The organism is Myxococcus qinghaiensis (genome assembly GCF_024198215.1).
Classification (GTDB): Bacteria; Myxococcota; Myxococcia; order Myxococcales; family Myxococcaceae; genus Myxococcus; species Myxococcus qinghaiensis.
The window spans coordinates 290306-308118 of record NZ_JAKCFA010000006.1 but is presented as its reverse complement, the minus strand read 5'-3'; the positions used below and the strand labels follow the sequence as shown (position 1 = coordinate 308118).

21 protein-coding genes are annotated in these 17813 nt (G+C 67.4%); 18 read left to right on the top strand and 3 right to left on the bottom strand.

The annotated features are described in order from the left end of the window. The first annotated feature begins 16 nt into the window (after positions 1 to 16). From LZ199_RS13360 to LZ199_RS13280, 17 genes are all read left to right on the top strand, one after another. The gene (locus tag LZ199_RS13360; RefSeq protein ID WP_253994056.1) at positions 17 to 913 is read left to right on the top strand and encodes a flagellar hook-length control protein FliK; all 897 of its coding nucleotides are present in this window, start codon (positions 17 to 19) and stop codon (positions 911 to 913) included. Beyond that, on the top strand, positions 910 to 2340 hold the full coding sequence (gene sctQ, locus LZ199_RS13355) for a type III secretion system cytoplasmic ring protein SctQ (protein WP_253994055.1): 1431 nt from the start codon (positions 910 to 912) through the stop codon (positions 2338 to 2340). Before LZ199_RS13360 ends, sctQ begins: the two co-directional genes overlap by 4 nt. A 102-nt stretch (positions 2341 to 2442) precedes the next feature. Next, entirely contained in the window at positions 2443 to 3372 is a 930-nt protein-coding gene (locus tag LZ199_RS13350) for a flagellar biosynthetic protein FliO (protein ID WP_253994054.1), read from the top strand. Positions 3373 to 3385: 13 nt separating this feature from the next. Continuing rightward, complete coding sequence (gene sctR, locus LZ199_RS13345) at positions 3386 to 4213, top strand: type III secretion system export apparatus subunit SctR (RefSeq protein WP_253994053.1); 828 nt, start codon at positions 3386 to 3388, stop codon at positions 4211 to 4213. A gap of 14 nt (positions 4214 to 4227) precedes the next feature. Then, positions 4228 to 4491, top strand: coding sequence for a flagellar biosynthesis protein FliQ (gene fliQ / locus LZ199_RS13340; protein WP_253994052.1), 264 nt, complete (start codon positions 4228 to 4230; stop codon positions 4489 to 4491). Further along, entirely contained in the window at positions 4488 to 5306 is an 819-nt protein-coding gene (locus LZ199_RS13335) for a flagellar biosynthetic protein FliR (protein WP_163867965.1), read from the top strand. Before fliQ ends, LZ199_RS13335 begins: the two co-directional genes overlap by 4 nt. Before the next feature lie 24 nt (positions 5307 to 5330). Then, complete coding sequence (gene sctU / locus LZ199_RS13330) at positions 5331 to 6410, top strand: type III secretion system export apparatus subunit SctU (RefSeq protein WP_253994051.1); 1080 nt, start codon at positions 5331 to 5333, stop codon at positions 6408 to 6410. 46 nt (positions 6411 to 6456) lie between these two features. Beyond that, complete coding sequence (locus LZ199_RS13325; RefSeq protein ID WP_253994050.1) at positions 6457 to 6738, top strand: EscU/YscU/HrcU family type III secretion system export apparatus switch protein; 282 nt, start codon at positions 6457 to 6459, stop codon at positions 6736 to 6738. 53 nt (positions 6739 to 6791) lie between these two features. Further along, positions 6792 to 7271, top strand: coding sequence for a hypothetical protein (locus tag LZ199_RS13320; protein WP_163867968.1), 480 nt, complete (start codon positions 6792 to 6794; stop codon positions 7269 to 7271). Between the two features lie 3 nt (positions 7272 to 7274). Beyond that, complete coding sequence (locus LZ199_RS13315) at positions 7275 to 7739, top strand: SycD/LcrH family type III secretion system chaperone (RefSeq protein ID WP_253994049.1); 465 nt, start codon at positions 7275 to 7277, stop codon at positions 7737 to 7739. Between the two features lie 118 nt (positions 7740 to 7857). Continuing rightward, positions 7858 to 8451 (top strand): hypothetical protein, encoded by a 594-nt coding sequence (locus LZ199_RS13310; RefSeq protein ID WP_253994048.1) that lies wholly within the window; start codon positions 7858 to 7860, stop codon positions 8449 to 8451. Between the two features lie 156 nt (positions 8452 to 8607). Continuing rightward, on the top strand, positions 8608 to 8823 hold the full coding sequence (locus tag LZ199_RS13305; protein WP_163867971.1) for a hypothetical protein: 216 nt from the start codon (positions 8608 to 8610) through the stop codon (positions 8821 to 8823). Positions 8824 to 8987: 164 nt separating this feature from the next. After that, positions 8988 to 9446, top strand: coding sequence for a hypothetical protein (locus LZ199_RS13300; RefSeq protein WP_253994047.1), 459 nt, complete (start codon positions 8988 to 8990; stop codon positions 9444 to 9446). An 89-nt stretch (positions 9447 to 9535) separates the two neighbouring features. Further along, entirely contained in the window at positions 9536 to 10015 is a 480-nt protein-coding gene (locus LZ199_RS13295) for a tetratricopeptide repeat protein (protein WP_163867973.1), read from the top strand. Positions 10016 to 10110: 95 nt separating this feature from the next. Further along, positions 10111 to 12234, top strand: a complete 2124-nt coding sequence (gene sctV, locus LZ199_RS13290) for a type III secretion system export apparatus subunit SctV (RefSeq protein WP_253994046.1) — start codon at positions 10111 to 10113, stop codon at positions 12232 to 12234. A 156-nt stretch (positions 12235 to 12390) separates the two neighbouring features. Then, the gene (locus LZ199_RS13285; RefSeq protein ID WP_253994045.1) at positions 12391 to 13467 is read left to right on the top strand and encodes a DUF1521 domain-containing protein; all 1077 of its coding nucleotides are present in this window, start codon (positions 12391 to 12393) and stop codon (positions 13465 to 13467) included. A 50-nt stretch (positions 13468 to 13517) separates the two neighbouring features. After that, positions 13518 to 14048, top strand: coding sequence for a tetratricopeptide repeat protein (locus LZ199_RS13280; protein ID WP_253994044.1), 531 nt, complete (start codon positions 13518 to 13520; stop codon positions 14046 to 14048). 65 nt (positions 14049 to 14113) lie between these two features. Here LZ199_RS13280 and LZ199_RS13275 read toward each other — a convergent pair whose 3' ends face one another. Both LZ199_RS13275 and LZ199_RS13270 read right to left on the bottom strand, forming a co-directional pair. Next, positions 14114 to 15163 carry an FHA domain-containing protein gene (locus LZ199_RS13275; protein WP_253994043.1) on the bottom strand — a complete coding sequence of 350 codons (1050 nt, stop codon included), beginning with the start codon at positions 15161 to 15163 and terminating at the stop codon, positions 14114 to 14116. A 34-nt stretch (positions 15164 to 15197) separates the two neighbouring features. Beyond that, complete coding sequence (locus LZ199_RS13270) at positions 15198 to 16259, bottom strand: tetratricopeptide repeat protein (RefSeq protein ID WP_253994042.1); 1062 nt, start codon at positions 16257 to 16259, stop codon at positions 15198 to 15200. A 101-nt stretch (positions 16260 to 16360) separates the two neighbouring features. On the opposite strand from LZ199_RS13270, the gene LZ199_RS13265 reads away from it, so the two are divergent. Continuing rightward, positions 16361 to 16867, top strand: a complete 507-nt coding sequence (locus tag LZ199_RS13265; RefSeq protein WP_253994041.1) for a hypothetical protein — start codon at positions 16361 to 16363, stop codon at positions 16865 to 16867. Here the strand turns inward: LZ199_RS13265 and LZ199_RS13260 are convergent. Beyond that, a complete protein-coding gene (locus tag LZ199_RS13260) occupies positions 16864 to 17670 on the bottom strand; it encodes an RDD family protein (protein ID WP_253994040.1) in 807 nt (268 codons plus the stop codon). The genes LZ199_RS13265 and LZ199_RS13260 overlap by 4 nt on opposite strands. Positions 17671 to 17813: the final 143 nt, after the last annotated feature.

Genomic DNA, 17813 nt, shown 5'->3' with positions numbered 1-17813 from the left:
CCTCGGGAACGATGTCATGAGCCGAGTCGACGACGACCGTGAAACAGCGCGCCTGGCCGAGCGCATCATGCTGGAGAAGAAGCTCGCCGAGGGCCAGGCGAAGAAGCGGACGGAGGGGGCCAGCGCCTTCCAGAAGCTGATGCAGCCCCAGGCCCAGCCCCAGGCGACGGCCCCCGCGCCCACCCCGCAGACGCCGGGCGCCTTCGCCAAGCAGATCCTGGCCAAGGCGACGCAGCAGGGGAAGACCTTCGGGGAGCAGGCCCAGCAGCCTCAACTCGGTGGCAACCCGGCGGGTCTGGCGCAGACGCAGCGCCGGCCGGACAGCGGGGCCACGGAGGCTCGCTCCGGCTCTCGCGCCGCGGACTCCAAGGAGGACAAGCGCACCTCCGAGGGACGCGACAAGGACATGAGCAAGGCCGAGTCCGCGCTGGGACAGGTCAGCTCGGAGAAGGGCGCGCTCATCCGGGCGGAGGCCGACGCGGGCGGCGGCAAGGGCAGCGGCGGTGGCGGCGGCAAGGACAAGAAGGAAGGCGGCGGCGGCGCGGAGATGGCGCCGGGGTTCCGGTTCAACCCCGCACTGATGGCGCCGGTGCCGGTGGCCAAGCCCAAGGACACCGCGGGCTCCGAGCGGCTGCGCGCCATGGCCAGCGAGATTGCCCAGAAGATTGTCGACCGCGTGCGCGTGGGCACCAACGCCGCGGGCCTCGCCGAGTTCCAGATTGATTTGCGCGGCGACGTGCTCAGCGGCCTGTCCATCAAGGTCAGCGCGAGGAACGGGAAGATTTCGGCGACCTTCAGCGGCACCAACCGTGACGTGCTGAAGATGCTCGAGGAGCACAGCGAGGGGCTGCGCACCGCGCTGGGAGGCCGTGGCCTGAAGCTCGAGACGGTACGCTTCGAGGCGAAGACATGAGCTTGGAGCCGGAGGACGAAGGCCCCGGCGTGCATGAGCGGACGATGCTGGTGGACCTCCGCCAGCTCAAGCCGGTGCGTCCGCCGCCGGAGAAGACCGAGCGTCCCGAGAAGGTGGAACGCCCCGAGAAGGTCGAGCGCAGCGAGCGTCCGGAGCGGGTCGACCGGAGCGCCTGGCGGCCCTTCACCTTCAAGGGGCTGGAGAAGGTGTCCCGGGCGCAGGGGCTCCTGGCGGAGCGGCTGCGCTGGCTGACGCCGAACGCGGGGACGCTGGGGGCGGTGTCGGCGCGGCTCAAGGGCCTGTTCGACGCGGAGGTGCGCCTGTCCCTGGAGTCCGTGCAGGTGCGGCCCATGGCGGAGCTGCGCCGGTTCCTGGGGGACCCGACGTTCCTCGCGGTGCTGGCGCCGGGCGCGCTGCAGGGCAGGGCGGTGCTGGAGGTGGAGCTGTCGCTGGCCCACACCGCGGTGGACCTGCTGCTGGGCGGCGCGGGCGAGACGGTGGGCCTGCGCCCGCTGACGGATATCGAAGAAGGGGTGATGGGCTACGTCATCCTGGAAGTGCTGCGGGTGCTGGTGCCCGCGATGCAGGCCGGGGTGCCTCGCCCGAGGCTGGACGGAGTCGCCCGCGGCGTGGACGAGGTGTCCGCGCGCTTGGGCGATGACGGGCCCATGCTGACGGTCCATCTGAATGCCACGCTGGGGCCGCATGGCGGCATGGTGCGGCTGGTGGTGCCCTCGGCGGTGTTGGAGGCGGCGGAGCCCGCGGTGCAGAGCGCCCAGCGGCGCGCCCTCGCGAAGGCGGACCTGGCGGCACATGCGGGCCGGTTGTCGGCGGTGCGCAGCTGGCTGCGGGCGGAGATTGGCACCGCGGAGCTGACCACCAGCGACCTGGCGAGCCTGCGCGTCAAGGACGTCGTCCTGGTGGACGTGCTGTCGGCGCGGCCGGACCGGGGTGAATCCGGGACGGCGCAGCTGCGCGTGGGCGCGGGGCGAGCGGGGCACGCGGAGGCCGAGGTCTTCGTTGACGACGGGCGCTACAAGGCCCGAATCACAGGAATCATCCCCGGGGAGTCGGGGAACCCGCGCTCGGCCACCGAGGAGGGTGGGGGGCGGGAACAGGAAGAGGACTTCACCAATCCGGAGCTGGACGTTCCTCCGGAGCTTGAAGGGGCGCCCTTGGACGACGTGAACAAGCCGGACGGAAGCGACCTGCTCGGAGACGTACCGCTGCAGATCGCCGTGGAGCTGGCGCGCATCCCCGTCACCGCGGAGCAGGTGGTGGGCATGCGGGCCGGGCAGGTCATCGAGCTGAGCCGGGGCCCTGGCGAGCCGGTGGAGCTGTCCATCAACGGCAAGGTGGTGGCCCGGGGTGAGCTGGTGGAGATGGAAGGCCAGCTCGGCGTGCGCGTCACCACCCTGGCGAGCTGAGTTGAGGTCTTCATCCAGGACGGAAGCAAGCGGGCGGGAGCGGGCCGCCGGACGGGGGCCCGTGGCGGTCCTCCGGCCTTTGAACTAGCCTCGCCCCCATCCATGGCAGTCCTCCGCAACCCCCTCATGCGCCGCGCCCTGGGCGCCGCGCTGCTGCTCGCGTCCTCCACCGTGCTGGCTCAGGCGCCCGCGACGCCCGTGCCGAGCGCCACGGCCGCGCCTGTCCCGCCCGCCTCGGCCGACGGGGCACAGAAGTCGGTCCCCGCCACTCCCGCCGCGACGGACCGGGCCGAGAAGTCGGCGCCAGGCGCCACGGCGCCCATTGCGACGGACCGGGCGCAGAAGCCGGCGCCGAGCGCCACGACTCCCGCCGTTCCCGCTTCGGCGGAAACGGTTCGAGCGACGGCGCCCGCCCCCGGTGCTCTGGCGGACAGCGCCCGGAAAGCGGCGCCGGCCGTCACCCCGAGCGCCACGGCACTCCCCACTCCGGCTGATGGTGCCTCGAAGGCGCCTGAGTCGGTGGTGCCGGAACCTGGCCTCGCCCCAGAAGCTCCCGCCGCGACGCGTCAGAAGTCGCCCGAAGAAGAGCCTCGCTGGGAGGACCCCACCATCGGAGCCGCCGCAGCCGAGGCGGAGGCCGAGCCGGAGAGCATGGGATGGATGCTCATCCGCACGCTGCTCGTGCTGGGCGCGGTGGTGGCATCCATCTACCTCACCCTGAACGTGGGGTTGCGTCGGCTGATGGGCCTCCAGGGGGCCGTGCCGGGCAAGCAGACCGTCGTCTCCGTGGTGGAGCGTCTGACGCTGGACCCCAAGCGCGTGCTCTTCGTGGTGAAGGCCGCGGACGAGTACCTGCTCCTGGGCGGTGGCGAGGCGGGCCTGCAACTGCTGTCGAAGCTGGACTTGGAGGCGGTGGAGCGCATCCGCGCCGCGCAGCGCCCGCAGACGAACGTGGTTCCCCTGAGCCCTTTCCTTCAGAAGCTCCTTTCCCGCCGCTCCGGGGGCTCGTCGTCCCAGCCCCCCGGCGCTTGATGGCACCTGTCCCGTGAACGTCCAGACTCCTGCCCGCTCCCTGCTCCCGCGCGTCACGCCCTGGCTCTTCGCGGCCGCGGTGTCGCTGCATCCCTTCATCGCCCTCGCGCAGAAGAAGCGCCCCGGCAACATCCCCGACTCCGTCGCCAATGAGGCGGTGAGCGCCGACACCTTCACGTCGCGGCCGCTCATCCTCATCCTCGCGCTCGCGGCCATGGGCCTGGTGCCCTTCGCGCTGATGATGGTGACGAGCTTCGTGAAGATTTCGGTGGTGCTCTCCATCGTCCGCTCGGCGCTCGGCACCCAGCAGATTCCGCCCACCCAGGTGATTACCGGGCTGGCCGTCATCCTCACCGTCTACATCATGACCCCCGTGGGCATGACGATGTACCGGGCCTCGGAGCTCAACGTCTGGGACTCCTCGGGGGCCGGCGCGTTCTCCTCGGCGAAGGTGGGCACCCTCCTGGAGGGAGCGGACCGCGCCAAGGAGCCGCTGCGCGATTGGTTGATGAAGAAGGTCACCCTGAAGGACCGCTCGCTCTTCTACAACCTGGCCAAGAAGATGCGTCAGGGCGAGGACCGGGACTCGGTGGACAGCAAGGACTTCATGGTCATCATCCCGGCCTTCGTGGTGTCGGAGCTGAAGGAGGCCTTCCAGATTGGCTTCCTGCTCTTCGTCCCCTTCATCGTCATCGACATGGTGGTGGCCAACATCCTGCTCGCGCTGGGCATGCACATGCTGTCGCCCACCACCATCTCCATGCCCTTCAAGCTGCTCCTGTTCGTCCTCGTGGACGGCTGGTACCTCATCGCCAAGGGCCTGGTCGTCGGCTACCTGTAGGAAGAAGGCACCCCATGAACCAGCTCACGGTCATCACCCAGGAGGCGCTGTTCCTGGTGCTCGTGGTGTCAGCCCCGCCGGTGCTGATGAGCCTCATCGTCGGCTTCATCATCTCCCTGTTCCAGGCCACCACGCAGATCCAGGAGCAGACGCTCACCTTCGCGCCCAAGGTCATCATCGTCTTTGGCGTGCTGGCCATGACGGGGCCGTGGATTGGAAGCCAGTTGGTGCGCTTCACCTTCCACGTCTTCGACCGGTTCCCCGCCCTCATCAAATGAACGCCGCGGACCTCGTGTCCGAGCTGGCCGCTCGGACCAACTTCTCCGCCGCCATCTTCACGGTCGCCCTGCTGATGTGCCGGGTGATGCCGGTGCTCATCTTCAGCCCGTTCCTCGGCGGTGAAGTGGTGCCCACGGAGATGAAGATGGGCATCGGGCTGACGCTGGCCATCGTGCTCTATCCCTCCATCGCGCACACCGTGACGACCATCCCCCTGACGGCGCTGCCCTACATCGCGCTGATGGCGAAGGAGGTCTTCATCGGGTTCTGCATGGCGTTCATCATCAACAGCGCCTTCGAGGCGGCGCGCATCGCAGGCACCGTCACCGACACCATGGCGGGCAGCAACAACGCCCAGCTCTACGTCCCGCAGCTCGGCCAGCAGGTCTCCCTCTTCTCCAACCTCAAGGTGCAGCTCTCGGTGGTGCTGTTCCTCACCCTGGACGGGCACCACGTGGTCATCCGCGCCCTGGCGGACAGCCTGGCCACGGTGCCGCTGGATGGCTTCCCGCGCTTCAGCCATGGCTCGTGGACCTTCTTCGACGTGCTGGTGCGAGTCTTCGCCGACATGATGAAGGTGGGCCTGGCCCTGGCCGCTCCCGCGCTGTGTGCCACCTTCCTCACGGACGTGGCGCTGGGCGCCATCAACCGTGTGGCGCCGCAAATCCAGGTGTTCTTCATCTCCATGGCCATCAAGCCGCTCGTCGGCGTGCTCATCACCTTCCTGGTGCTGGGGGCGCTGCTGTCGCGCATGCAGGTCGAACTGGCCCACATGCTGCGGGTGCTCACCGACGCCCTGCGGCTTCTGGCCTGAGCCTCCTCCCGGGAACGCGCGCCCATGTCCGACGAGAGTGGAGACAAGACAGAAGAGCCATCGCAGAAGAAGCTCGATGACTCTCGCAAGAAGGGGCAGATCTGGAAGAGCAAGGACATGAGCGGCGTGGCCGTGCTCGTCGTGGGGCTGGGCGCCGTGAAGGCGACCTGGGACAACCTGGAGAAGGAGATCTCCAGCCTCTTCATGTTCAGCTTCGACCATCTGGCCCGGGGTGATGACCTGGGGGATGCCACCGCGCAGCTCATCTACCTGGGGATTCGCACGCTGCTCCTGGTGACGCTGCCGGTGCTCGCGGGCGGCGCGGTGATTGGCGGGCTGATGGAGTTCCTGCAGGTGGGCTCCCTGTTCACGTTGGATCCGCTGATGCCCAAGCTGGACAAGCTCAACCCGCTGGCCGGGTTGAAGAACATGTTCAGCAAGAAGTCGCTGGTGGAGCTGCTCAAGAACCTCATCAAGATCTCCATCACCGCCAACGTCGTCTACGGCGTGGTGCGCGACGCGATGCCCATGGTGATGGAGACCATCCGCCAGGACACGCGCGTCATCATGACCATCATGGGAGAGCTGGTGACGCGCGTGGCCACCCGCGTCGCGCTGCTCTTCGTGCTCTTCGCCATCTTCGACATCTGGTGGCAGCGCAAGTCCTTCATGAAGGACATGATGATGTCCAAGGACGAGGTGAAGAAGGAGTACAAGGAGAGCGAAGGCGACCCGCACCACAAGGCAAAGCGCAAGGAGTTCCACCAGGAGATCATGGAGGGACAGCAGATGGAGGCCGTGCGGGACGCGGACGTCATCGTCACCAATCCGGACCACGTCGCCGTCGCGCTCAAGTACGACCGGGAGAAGGACGGCGCGCCCCGGGTGCTGGCCAAGGGCCTGGACCACAAGGCCGAGCGCATCAAGGGCATCGCCCGGGAAGAGGACGTCCCCACGCTGCGCAACGTGCCCCTGGCCCACGCGCTCCTGCGGGTGGAGGTGGGCCACGAGGTGCCCGAGGAGCTCTACGACGCCGTCGCGGAGGTCCTCAACTTCGTCTACGACCTGAAGAACGGCGGACCCGCCCCGGTGGCCCGCGCGTGAGCGGCCCTGGAGCGGTTATCATCGGCAGGAGTTCGCGGAGCGCCCCATGAGTGACGACGCCGAAATCGCCATCGCGCTGAAGTACGACAAGGACAAGGACACCGCGCCGCGCGTGGTGGCCAAGGGGCTGCGGCTGAAGGCGGAGAAGATTCGCGCCATCGCCAAGGAGCACAACATCCCCATCATGCGCAACGTGCCCCTGGCCAATGCCCTGTACCGGGTGGAGGTGGGGCAGGAAGTGCCGGAGGAACTCTACGACGCCGTCGCCGAGGTCCTCAACTTCATCTACGAAATCCAGCGCGAACACGCGGCCGCCGGAGGGCGGTAGGGGAGGGGGGCTGGACGGCCCCCCCCTTCCTGGAGTGAGCTTCGGAGTTCACGATGGCCAGAATCAACAATCAGCCTCCCAAGGCACCCCTGTGGCCCTGGGGGGGACCCCGCAGCGTCCGTGAGCGGCTGGTCGACCCGTCCCAGGTCGACCGCAAGAAGCTGCGCAAGACGGGCAACCCCAAGAACCCCGCGCTCGCCTCCACGGCGCTGCTGGACTTCATCGGTCCCGCGCACTCGTCGGAGGAGCTGCGCCTGCCCCTGCCGCCTCATCCCGGCGGGCATGACGCGGACCTGGAGGGCTTCAGCGACCGCCCCCACCTGGCCAGCGTGGCGGGGCGGGGGAGCGACGAATCCCGCCACCTGATGGACCGGGGACTGTCGCGCATCAACGCCTCCCCGGACCGCCTGGAGCGCCTCAAGGCGCTGCTCCAGCGGGAGTCCTCCATGCTCACCCTGGTGGACCAGGTGAACGAGGAGACCAAGGAGATCATCCGGCGCATGTGGGCCGAGCAGAAGGACGAGGGTTACTAGCGCATGCCGGAGGATCCTCAGGACGAGGCCCAGCTCGCGGCCAGGCTCCAGCGTTGGGCGGATGGCAAGGCCACGCTGCGCGAGGTGCGCGGCTATTCCAACGACGAGCTCTACGCCATCGCCAAGACGGCGTACTTCTTCTTCTACCAGGGCCGCATCAACGAGGCCCGCACGCTCTTCCAGGGCCTGTACGCCGTGAATCCCACGGACGGCTACTTCGCCAAGGCGCTGGGCGTGGTGGAGATGGCCGCGGGCAACGGCACGGGCGCCCTGGCCGCCTTCGACGTCGCCGCCAAGCTGTCCCCCCAGGATGCCTCCGTCTATGTCGGCCGCGCCGAGGTGAAGCTCGCCCTGGGCCAGAAGCAGCAGGCCCTGGATGACCTCCGACGCGCTGCGGCAATGACGCCGCAGGATGATCCGGTGGTGCGCAAGGCGGGCGCCATGCTCACCGCGCTCCAGCGGCGTTGATACAAGCCCGTCCCAGCGTCCGGTTCTGGCCGGACGCCGGGTAGGTGAGCCCGGAACAGTCTGTTAGGCTCGTCTCAATAAACCCCAACCCCTCTTTGTGGAGAGGTGGAGTCAGTCAATGAGCACGCAGAAGGCGAAGATGGGCGCGCTGCCTCCGGAGCCCTCGGAACTGGTGGAGAAGCGCGACAAGTTGCTGGCGGAGCTGGAGTCGCAGTCCAAGACGGCCCAGGGCACCTTCCTCCAGGTGGTTCGGACGATGAAGATGCTGGTGGCCTCCACGGCCCCGGGCACCCCGTTCGACGAGAGGCTCTACGGTGACGTGTCCGGCGCCCTCCAGCGCTTCATGGCCGACCCCGTCCTCCCCGTGCCCCCCACGCTGGGCATGGTGGTTTCGTACCTGTCGGAGCGCTTGAGCACCTACGGGATGACCATCCAGAACGCCGTCAAGGAGGCCAACCCGGAGATGCACGCGAAGCTCGCGTTCACTCCTCCGAGCGCGGCGGCTCCCGCGGCGCCCCCCCCGGCCCCGGCCCGCACCTCGGGGGCTCCCGCCGCCAAGGACGGCTTCGAGAGCGCTTCCAACAAGCGCTCCCTGTCCCTGGACCCGGAGGCCAGCCCGCCGCCGCCCGCGGATCCCAAGAAGGAGCAGCAGCAGCTCGAGTCCTTCAAGGCCTGGATGAAGAACCCGAGCCTTGGAAAATTGAAGGGTTAGGCCCGTTTCCCGGAGGGTCTCGGGCCTCGCGAAAATGCCGGAAATGATCCCGGATAATTCGCAGGAAACTTCCGAGCCCCTCCCCCGATAATCTTTTTGTAGCCGCCGCTGCACTTCGCCACGCAGCACCCACGAATTAATCTCAGGAGAACGAACATGACTGTCTCTGCCAACTTCAACGCCGCTGCGAGCAGCATCCTGGCTGGTTCCAAGGCCTCCAACGACATGATCGCGGCGGCCCCGGCGGATCAGCAGCCCTTCCTCCGCGCGCAGGAGCAGATGCAGCGCGAGGCGAAGCTGGTCGAGCTCATCTCCACCTCGATGAAGGCCATCGAGAAGATGCAGAGCTCCATCATCGGCAACATGCGCTAATCGTTTCAGCGCGGTTCGCAGCACCCTGGCCTCGCAGCAGCTCCTGGAGCTGCTGCGGGGCCGGTTCATTTCTGGCCGCCGGTGGACACGCCGTGTGCGGCTGTCCGAAACTTTCCGCGTCCCCCCGCGAGAATTCCTTCAACCCCACCCTTTTGGAGAAATCCATGGTCGCTCCCGTCAATGGCGGTCCCCGCTACACCTCCTCGACGCAGAAGACCGCGTCGGAGTCTTCCACCCAGGCGCCTTCGGATCCGGCCGCGGAGCGGGCCAAGCAGGCGGCCACCCTGGATGGCATCCGCAAGAAGGACGAGAGCAAGCTGACCGGGACGGACCGCGACAACTACGCGAGCGCCCTGGGCACGGACAAGATCCTGGAGAACAAGCCGTTCCTCGGCTTCTTCGACGACTCCGTGTCGGAGACCATCGCCAAGAAGCTGGATGGGGATATCGCCAGCTACCTGAAGCAGAACCCCAACGCGTCCCTGAAGGACATCGACAAGCACGTCGACGACAGCTTCAAGAAGCAGATGTTCAGCGCGGTGGTGGCCCAGAAGGGCGTGGACATGGCCATCGCCAGCCTGAAGAAGCAGCTGCAGAAGACGCGTGACGGCTTCGACGAGTAGGCGCTTCTCGGCGTCCCCTGACTGGTGGGCTCGCTGGAGGCGGGCTAGACTCCAGGCCGCCTCCATATTCGCCCCGGGAATGAGTCCAGATGACGACGACCCAAGCCAAGGCGCCGGTCTCCAACAATGATGGGAAGCCGCTGTCCGGCCCGGAGCTGCTCGAGCGGGCCACTCAGGGCTTCGACCTGTTTCAAGACGGCCGGTTCCAGGAGTCCCTGGCCGTCTTCGAGCAACTCGCCGCCATGGATGGCTCCGAGGCCTACTTCCAGACAGCGCTCGGCGCCTGCCATCTGGCGCTGGAGAACCTGGACCAGGCGGAGGCCCACTTCAACCGGGCCATCGAGCTGGACGCCACGGACCTGACGCCGTTCGTCAACCGCGGAGAGGTCCACCTGCGCCAGGGCAAGGTGATGGAGGCCGCCCACGACTTCAATCATGCGGTGTCCCTGGACCCCGAGGGCAAGGACCCGCTGAGCGCGAGGGCGCGCATGCTGGCGGCCGCGGCCCTGGAGAGCGTGGAGGAGGCCCAGGGGGCTTCCGAGCGCGACTCCGGTCCGGACGGGCGCTAAGCGCTCCCTTTGTCTCTTCCGACGGACACCCCGCCCGGCTCGTGAGGCCCCCCTTGGGCCCGGGGCCGGGCGCGGACTAGGATGGCTCCCCGCTGATGTCCGCCTCCAATCCGAACAGCTTCCTCTCCAAGTACTCCGACATCGTCCTCGCGATTGTCGTGGTGTTCATCGTCGGGATGATGATCGTCCCGCTGCCCACGCTGCTGCTGGACGTGCTGCTGACGCTGAACATCAGCATCTCGGTGGTGCTGCTCCTGGTGTCCCTCTACGTGCCAGCGGCGCTGCATCTGTCGGTGTTCCCGACGCTGCTGCTCATCACCACGATGTTCCGGCTGTCGCTGACCATCTCCACCACCCGCCTCATCCTCCTCACCGGTGACCCGGGAGAAGTGGTGGTGGCGTTCGGCAACTTCGTGGTGCAGGGCAACTTCGTCGTCGGTGCCATCCTCTTCATCATCCTCGTCATCGTGAACTTCATCGTCATCTCCAAGGGCTCGGAGCGCGTCGCCGAAGTGGCCGCGCGCTTCACCCTGGACGCGATGCCGGGCAAGCAGATGTCCATCGACGCGGACCTGCGCGCGGGTTCCATCGACCAGGACCAGGGCAAGAAGAAGCGCCGTGATTTGGAGCGGGAGAGCCAGCTCTTCGGCGCCATGGACGGCGCCATGAAGTTCGTGAAGGGCGACGCCATCGCCAGCATCATCATCACCGTCGTCAACATCGTCGGTGGCCTCATCATCGGCGTGACGCAGAAGGGGATGTCGGCCGCGGACGCCGCGCAGAAGTACACGCTGCTCACCATCGGTGACGGCCTCGTCGGCATGATTCCCGCCATCCTCGTCTCCACCTGCGCCGGCATCATCGTGACGCGCGTGGGTGGCGAGGAGGAGGGGGCCCACCTGGGCAAGGACATCGGGTCGCAGCTCACCGCGTACCCGAAGGCCATCGCCATCGCCGCGGGCATGCTCGTCGTCCTGGGCCTCGTCCCGGGTCTGCCGAAGATTCCCTTCTTCCTCCTGGGCGGCGGCGCGGGCTTCGGCGCGTGGACGATGCTCAAGAAGAAGAAGGAATCGGAGATGGTGGAGGAGGCCGGTCCGGCCATGGAGTCGGACCTGGGCACGCCGATGTCCTCGGAGCCCGCGCCCAAGGAGCCGATGAATCCGGACTCCGAGCTCTTCATCCCCGTCGTCACGCCCATCGTCCTGGAGGTCTCCGACGCGCTGGTGCCGTACGTGGACTCGCGTCAGGACAGCGGGAAGTTCCTCTTCGAGCTCATCCCGTTCATGCGCGACGGCCTCTTCATCGAGCTCGGTGTGCGCTTCCCGGGCGTGCGCGCGCGCGGCAACTCGTCGCTGCCGCCGGGCGCCTACCAGGTGCAGATCAACGAGGTGCCCGTCGTCACGGGCCAGGCCACGCTGGGCCACGTGCTCGTCAACGACACGGTGGACCGCCTGCGCCTGATGAACATCCAGGGCTTCGAGGCCATCAACCCCGCCACCCGCCAGCCGGCCGCGTGGGTGCCCGAGCAGCACCGGGAGACCTTGGAGGCCGCGGGCCTGACGACGTGGGATGTGCCCGGCTACATCATCCTGCACGTGGCCGCGGTGCTGCGGCGCAACGCGCGGGAGTTCGTCGGCGTGCAGGAGACGCAGACGATGCTGGAGCAGTTGGAGAAGGCCTTCCCCGCCATCGTCAAGGAGGTCATCCCCAAGGTCGTCAACGTGCTGAAGTTGACCGACATCCTCCAGCGCCTCGTGGAGGAGGAGATCTCCATCCGTGACTTGCGCGGCATCCTCCAGGCCCTGGCGGAGTACGGGCAGGTGGAGGCGGACAACGTCATGCTCACCGAGCACGTCCGCGCCTCGCAGCGCCGCTACATCTCCCACAAGTACGCGCGCGGCAGCGGCACCCTCGTCGTGTACCTGTTGGATCCGAACATCGAGGAGGCCATCCGAGGCTCCATCAAGCGGACGTCCGCGGGCGCGCACCTGGCGCTGGAGCCGGAACTGGCGCAGGAGATCGTCCAGGCCGTCCGCTCCGAGTGCGGCCACCTGCCGCCCAGCGCCCAGCGCCCCGTCATCCTCACCGCCATGGATATCCGGCGCTACGTCCGCAAGCTGCTGGAGTACGAGTTCAACCCCTCGTTCTCCGTCCTCAGCTACCAGGAGCTGTCGCCCGAGCTGAACATCCAGCCCGTGGCGCGCATCTCCACCCGGTAGTCACGATGCCCCAGGGTCGGTCACCACCGACCCGTCGCCGTCCTGATCGGAATCCTCGCGTTTCAACGCAACTTCCGACACAGGCCGTCGAGAATGAAAGTACGGCGGGAATGTGCGCTTTCAAGCGTGGGATTCCCCGAGATTCGGGAGGAAGTCATGACGAGTGTCAACCAGGCCGGCAACGCTCCCCGTACCACCAGCACCGGCAGCATGAAGGTCGGGCTGAGCGATACGGAGCTGACGAAGAACCTCGGCCTCATCGAGAAGACGGTGGAGAGCGCCTTCGCGGACATCGAGTCCGCTGTGAAGGCGCTGAACCAGCTCAACGAGAACTCGTTCGCGGCCGGGGCGCCCCGTCCTGGCGACACGGCCTCCAGCGCGGGCACCGGTGGCGCGTTCCCGACGGAGAAGCCGGTCATCACCGCCGACACGTTCCGCCCGCCGGACAAGCTGAAGGTGGACGACAAGGGCACCATCACCACCCCTGGCGGCTACAAGATTGAGCAGCTGGGCCAGTTCGAGTGGAAGATCTCCGGCCCGGACGGCAAGAGCACCCGCATCTGGGGTGATCCGCACGTCGACGAGAGCGACGGCGGCAAGTTCGACTTCAAGCGCAACACCACGTTCCAGCTGCCGGACGGCACGGAGATCGGCTGCACCACCGTGCCCTGGGGCAACGCGGGCATGACGGTGACGGGCAAGCTGAACATCACCAACGGCGCCGACCACATCGAAGTCACGGACATCGACAAGGGCAAGGGCAAGGTCAGCGAGCTGAAGAAGGACGGCTACGAGACGCAGGTCGCCTTCCAGTGGGACGACACGTTCAAGAACAACAGCCGGGACTTGCTCGTCATGGGCAAGAACTCCGACGACTGGGCCAACCAGAACAAGGAAGTCGTGGGCGACGACGGTGGCGGCGCCACCTTCAAGCACGGCAAGGACCTGGAGTTCGAGTACAAGGAGACCCCGTCGCTGCTGACGCTCCTGCCCGAGCCCGCCGCGGACAAGAAGGACGCGTCCAAGGCGGATGTGTCCGCCGAGCGCGACCAGCTGATGAAGAAGATCAACGACCAGGTCAACCGCGCCATCGCGGAGCTGGGCAAGCCCAAGGAGTCCGAGGAGGAGCAGCCCCTGGACGACCGCTTCACGTCGGTCACCAAGCTCTTCAAGGCCCTGGATGAGATCAACTCGCTGAATGATATGGTCAAGCCTCGGAACATCTTCTTCTGACCTTGACCCGTAGGTAGAGGGGCCCTCCCGGGGCCCCTCGCGAGGTGGCCGTGAGCGGTAGACCGGAGAGTGGCGACCCGTCGAACGTGCGGATTCCAAAGGCCCTGACGGAGAAGCTCATCAAGGGTGAGCTCCAGTTGGGTCAGTTCCTGGGGATGACGCGCGAGCGGCTCTTCGGCTACGCGGCCGCCGGCCACAAGATGCTGCAGGCCGGCCGCACCCGCCTGGCCCTGGATATCTTCCAGGGCCTGGTGGCCGCATCACCCAAGGAGCCCGCCTTCCTCACGCAGCTGGGCGCCACGTATCTGACGCTGGAGCGCACCGACGAGGCGTTCGACGCCTACCAACGAGCGCTCGCGGTGGATGCCTCCAACGGGGACGCGCTGGTGGGCCGCGGTGAGCTGCTCTTGCGCCGGGGCAACATCCCCGAGGGGCTCAAGGACCTGAGCCGCGCGATTGAGTTGGATCCGGCGCTCAAGAAGCGCTCCACCCAGCGCGCGCGGACCACGCTGCTCGCCCTCAAGACGCAGGCGGAGCAGATCAAGGGCAAGGGACGCCCGGCGTCCCCGCCCAAGAAGTAACGGCTCACCGAGGGGCTGGAGCAGCGAGGGGCGCCTTCAACCCGGGCGCTCCCTGCCCATGCCTGTCAGGCGCCCGCCACCACGGCGATGAGCAGCACCAGGAACACCAGTCCCACCACGCCCATGACGACGAGCGGGACGAGCTTCTGCTTGTCCTTGAGCGCGGCCATGACTCCGCCCCTCGCCTCGTCGGGGAGGGCCGTCTCGGCGGAGGGCTGGATGGGCTCCTCCGGCTCGGGCGGCAGAGGCTCGGGTTCCGGCTCGGGCTCGGGCGGCGCGGGCTCCGGTTCGGGAGGCGCGGGCTCGGGTTCCGGCTCCGGAGCAGGCTTTGCCTCCTTGCGCACGGGCGCGGGGCGCTGGGGGGACGGCGGCGGGGCCTTCTTGATGTCCGTGGCGAGCTGGACCTGCTCCTCGGCGGGCTCGCTCGGGTCCACGTAGAGGAAGCGGGTGCCGCCGACCTCCAGCTCGTCGTTGTCCTTGAGCGCCTTGCGATTGACGCGCTTCTTGTTGACCTTGATGCCGTTGCGGCTGCCCAGGTCCTCGACGTGGGTGCCGGACCAGTCGCGGCGAATCTTGGCGTGCTTGCGGGAGGTGAGGTCGTCCTTGAGGACGATGTCCGCCTCCTTCTCGTCACGGCCGATGACGAGCTCCTTCGCGTCGGCGATTTCGATGCGCTCGCCTTCGCGCGGGCCGTTCATGATGCGCAGGTAGCGCTCCTCGGCGCTGGACAGCCCCCGCATCACGTCCTTCAGGTTGCCTCGGGCGATGAAGGACGTCTTCTCCGAGTTGACGTCGCCGTTGAGCTCCGTCATCCGGTCGAACTTCACGTCGTACTGGGCAATGGCGATGACGTCGCCGTTGCGCAACAGGCGCTTCTCGCCCTTGGGCAGCGGCTTGCCGTTGATCTGCGTGCCGTAGGCGCTGCCCAGGTCCTCCAGGAAGAAGAGGTTGCCCTCCTGGACGATGCGCGCGTGGTTGCGCGACACCGCCTGCTGGGCGAGCACCACCTGGCAGGACTTCTCCCGCCCCAGGGTGATGACCGAATCGTCGAGGACGAGCTCGGTGCCCTTGGCTCCGGCCTCGCTGCGCTGCGTGACGGTGAGACGGACGCTCATCGAGGGGGTGGTACCTGCGGGAACCGGCGGGGCATCAGAACGTCGCGTTGCTCAGATACTTCTCGCACGACTGATACTCGGTGGGGAACTCTTCCGACGTCGCGTACTTCAGGAAGTTCTTGCAGGCGATTTCAGCGTGCTCGTGCTTGTTGGCGTCCTGGAAGAGCTCGAAGAGACCGTAGTGACAGGGGGCGAACTTCGCCTCCAGCTTCACGCACTTCTTGTAGGTGGTCTCCTCCTCGGCCAACAGGCCCTTCTCGCGGAACTGGCGGGCCAGCATGAAGAGCGCCGGGGCCGAGTTCTCCGCCTGCTGCGTGTCCTTGACCTCCTTGAAGGCCGCGTCCGTGAGGACCGCCTTGCGCTGCGCCAGGGCGAGGTTGTTGATGCAGTTGGTCGCCTTGGGGTTGAGCTGGGTGCAGTTGGAGAAGGCCTCGCGCGCGTCCGCGAAGCGGCTCAGCTCCATCAGCGTGTTGCCGTAGTCATGCCACGCGTCGGGGTTGTTCGGGTCCAACGCCACCGACTGCCCCATGGACTCCGCCGCCTCCTCGAACTGGTCCTCCGCGAAGGCGATGATGCCCAGCGTGTGGTGCGCCGCCGCGAGGTTCGGGTTGACGGCCAGCAGGGTGCGCAGCTCCTTCTTGGCCTCCGTGAACTTGCGCATCTTCATCAGCGTGTACGCCAGGTTGTAGCGCGTTTCCAGGTTATCCGGATTTACCTTGAGGGCGCGGCGGAAGTTGTCGTGCGCCTTTCCGTAGGCGCCTTCCAGGTTATAGAGTGCGCCGAGGTTCTGGTAGGACTGGAGGTGTTCCTGGTTGTAGCGGAGCGCCTTGATGAAGTGCTTCTTGGCCTCGTCGTTGTTGCCGTTGGCCATGGAGATGAGGCCCTTGTTGGCCCAGAGGTCCGCGTACTGGGGGGAGAACTCCAGGCCCAGGTCGCAATAGACGTCGGCGCGGACCATGTCGCCGTTGTTGATTTCCTGGGCGCACAACTCGTTGTTGATGAGCGCGCGCTCATGCGGCGGCGGCGTGGTGAGGCAGCCGGCGAGCGGGAGTGTGAAGACCAGGGATAGCGCGGAGGCAAGGCGGGCAAGACGCATGGCCGGGCGAGTGTAGGAGAGCGCCCCCCTCCCGTGCAACGGCCGGGCGGGCCTGAATCCGGGCTGATTTCCGGGGGTTGCACCGGTTAGAGTGGACGCCCATGCGTACCTTGCTCTGCACTCTCACCATCACCCTGGCCCTGCTTGGGGCCGCCCCGGCTCACGCCCAGTTCGCCAATCGCAGCCTTGGATTGTCGCTGGGCTACATGGACTTCAACAACACCAACGGGTTGGAGAACGCGTTCTTCGTGGGCATCGACGCCAGCCTCTACATCGAGAGCGGCTTCGAGCTGGTGTCCCTGTCGAAGGTCGCCTTCCCGCGCGCCAACGACAAGCGCGTGGTGGCGCTGGCCCCGTCGCTGGGCATCCGCTACCTGCTGCTGGAGGAGAGCATCCGCCCCTACGTCGGCTCCGACATCAGCTACCTCGTGGTCTTCAAGGACAGCACGAGCAACTTCGTGGGAATCGGTCCCAACGTGGGCGTGGACTTCTTCACGTCGGACTCGGTGAGCCTGGGGCTGCGGGCGCAGTACAACTTCTACATCGCCCTCAACGAGAAGACGCAGGCGTCGCTGACGCTGTCGGCGGGAATCTCCGCGTACTTCTAGCGACTGGAGCCCAGGGCCCGGGCGCGCGGAGGCGGGCTTCCGCGCGCGGCCTTGGGAGGCAGCAGGGCGGCGGCCACCAGCAGGGTCCACTTCTCGTCGGAGAGGTGGTCCGGCTTCTCCATGGCCAGCGCGTCCTGCAGCCGGGCGCCCAGCGTGGCGAACAGGCGCAGCCGGGCCTCCATCTTGAGCTCCTCGCGGCGCAGGGCGGCGGTGAGCACCAGCTCCCGCTCCTCCGTCGACAGCTTCTTCACGCGCGAGACGAAGAGCGGATCGGCCAGCAGGCCCTCCTCGCCGGAGGCGTTGATGGCGGAGGGCACCTTCAGCCGCCGCTCGCGCACGACGATGGTGCCGGCCAGCATGTCCCCCAGCCGCTGCTGCGAGCCGGAGACGAGCGCGGCCACGCCACCCACCAGGTAGAAGAAGGGGAGCCGGTCCACCGGACGGGCCAGGTTGCGCAGGGCCGCGTGGTAGAAGCCGATGCGCACGCCGCTCTCCTGGATGACTCGCAGGGAGAGGGCGCGCTTGCCCACCGTCTGTCCGCTCCACGCCGTCTCCAGGGTGATGCCGTAGCCCCAGTCGACCAGGAAGTAGACGACGATGCCCAGCGCGCTGGCCAGGCCCGGGAAGGCCACCATGACGACGCCCAGCCCCATCATCACCGCCAGGCTGACGGTGAGGACGATGATGGAGTCGAGCAGCCACGCCAGGAAGCGCGAGTACAGCCCCGCCAGGGTGAAGCGGAACTCCACGTACTCCGGGGTGAGCACCGTGTGGGTGCCGTCCAGCAGCGTGTCGGTGGCCATCGTCACCCGGCGCACTGTAGCCGCGTCCCCGGGCCCATGGGGGGACGTCGAAGTGCCTCCAGGTGCGTGCCGCTGACACCTGGGAGCACGGCACCCCTTTGAGCTCGGAACACCTGGCACCCGGCGCCAGCCCGAGCACCAGA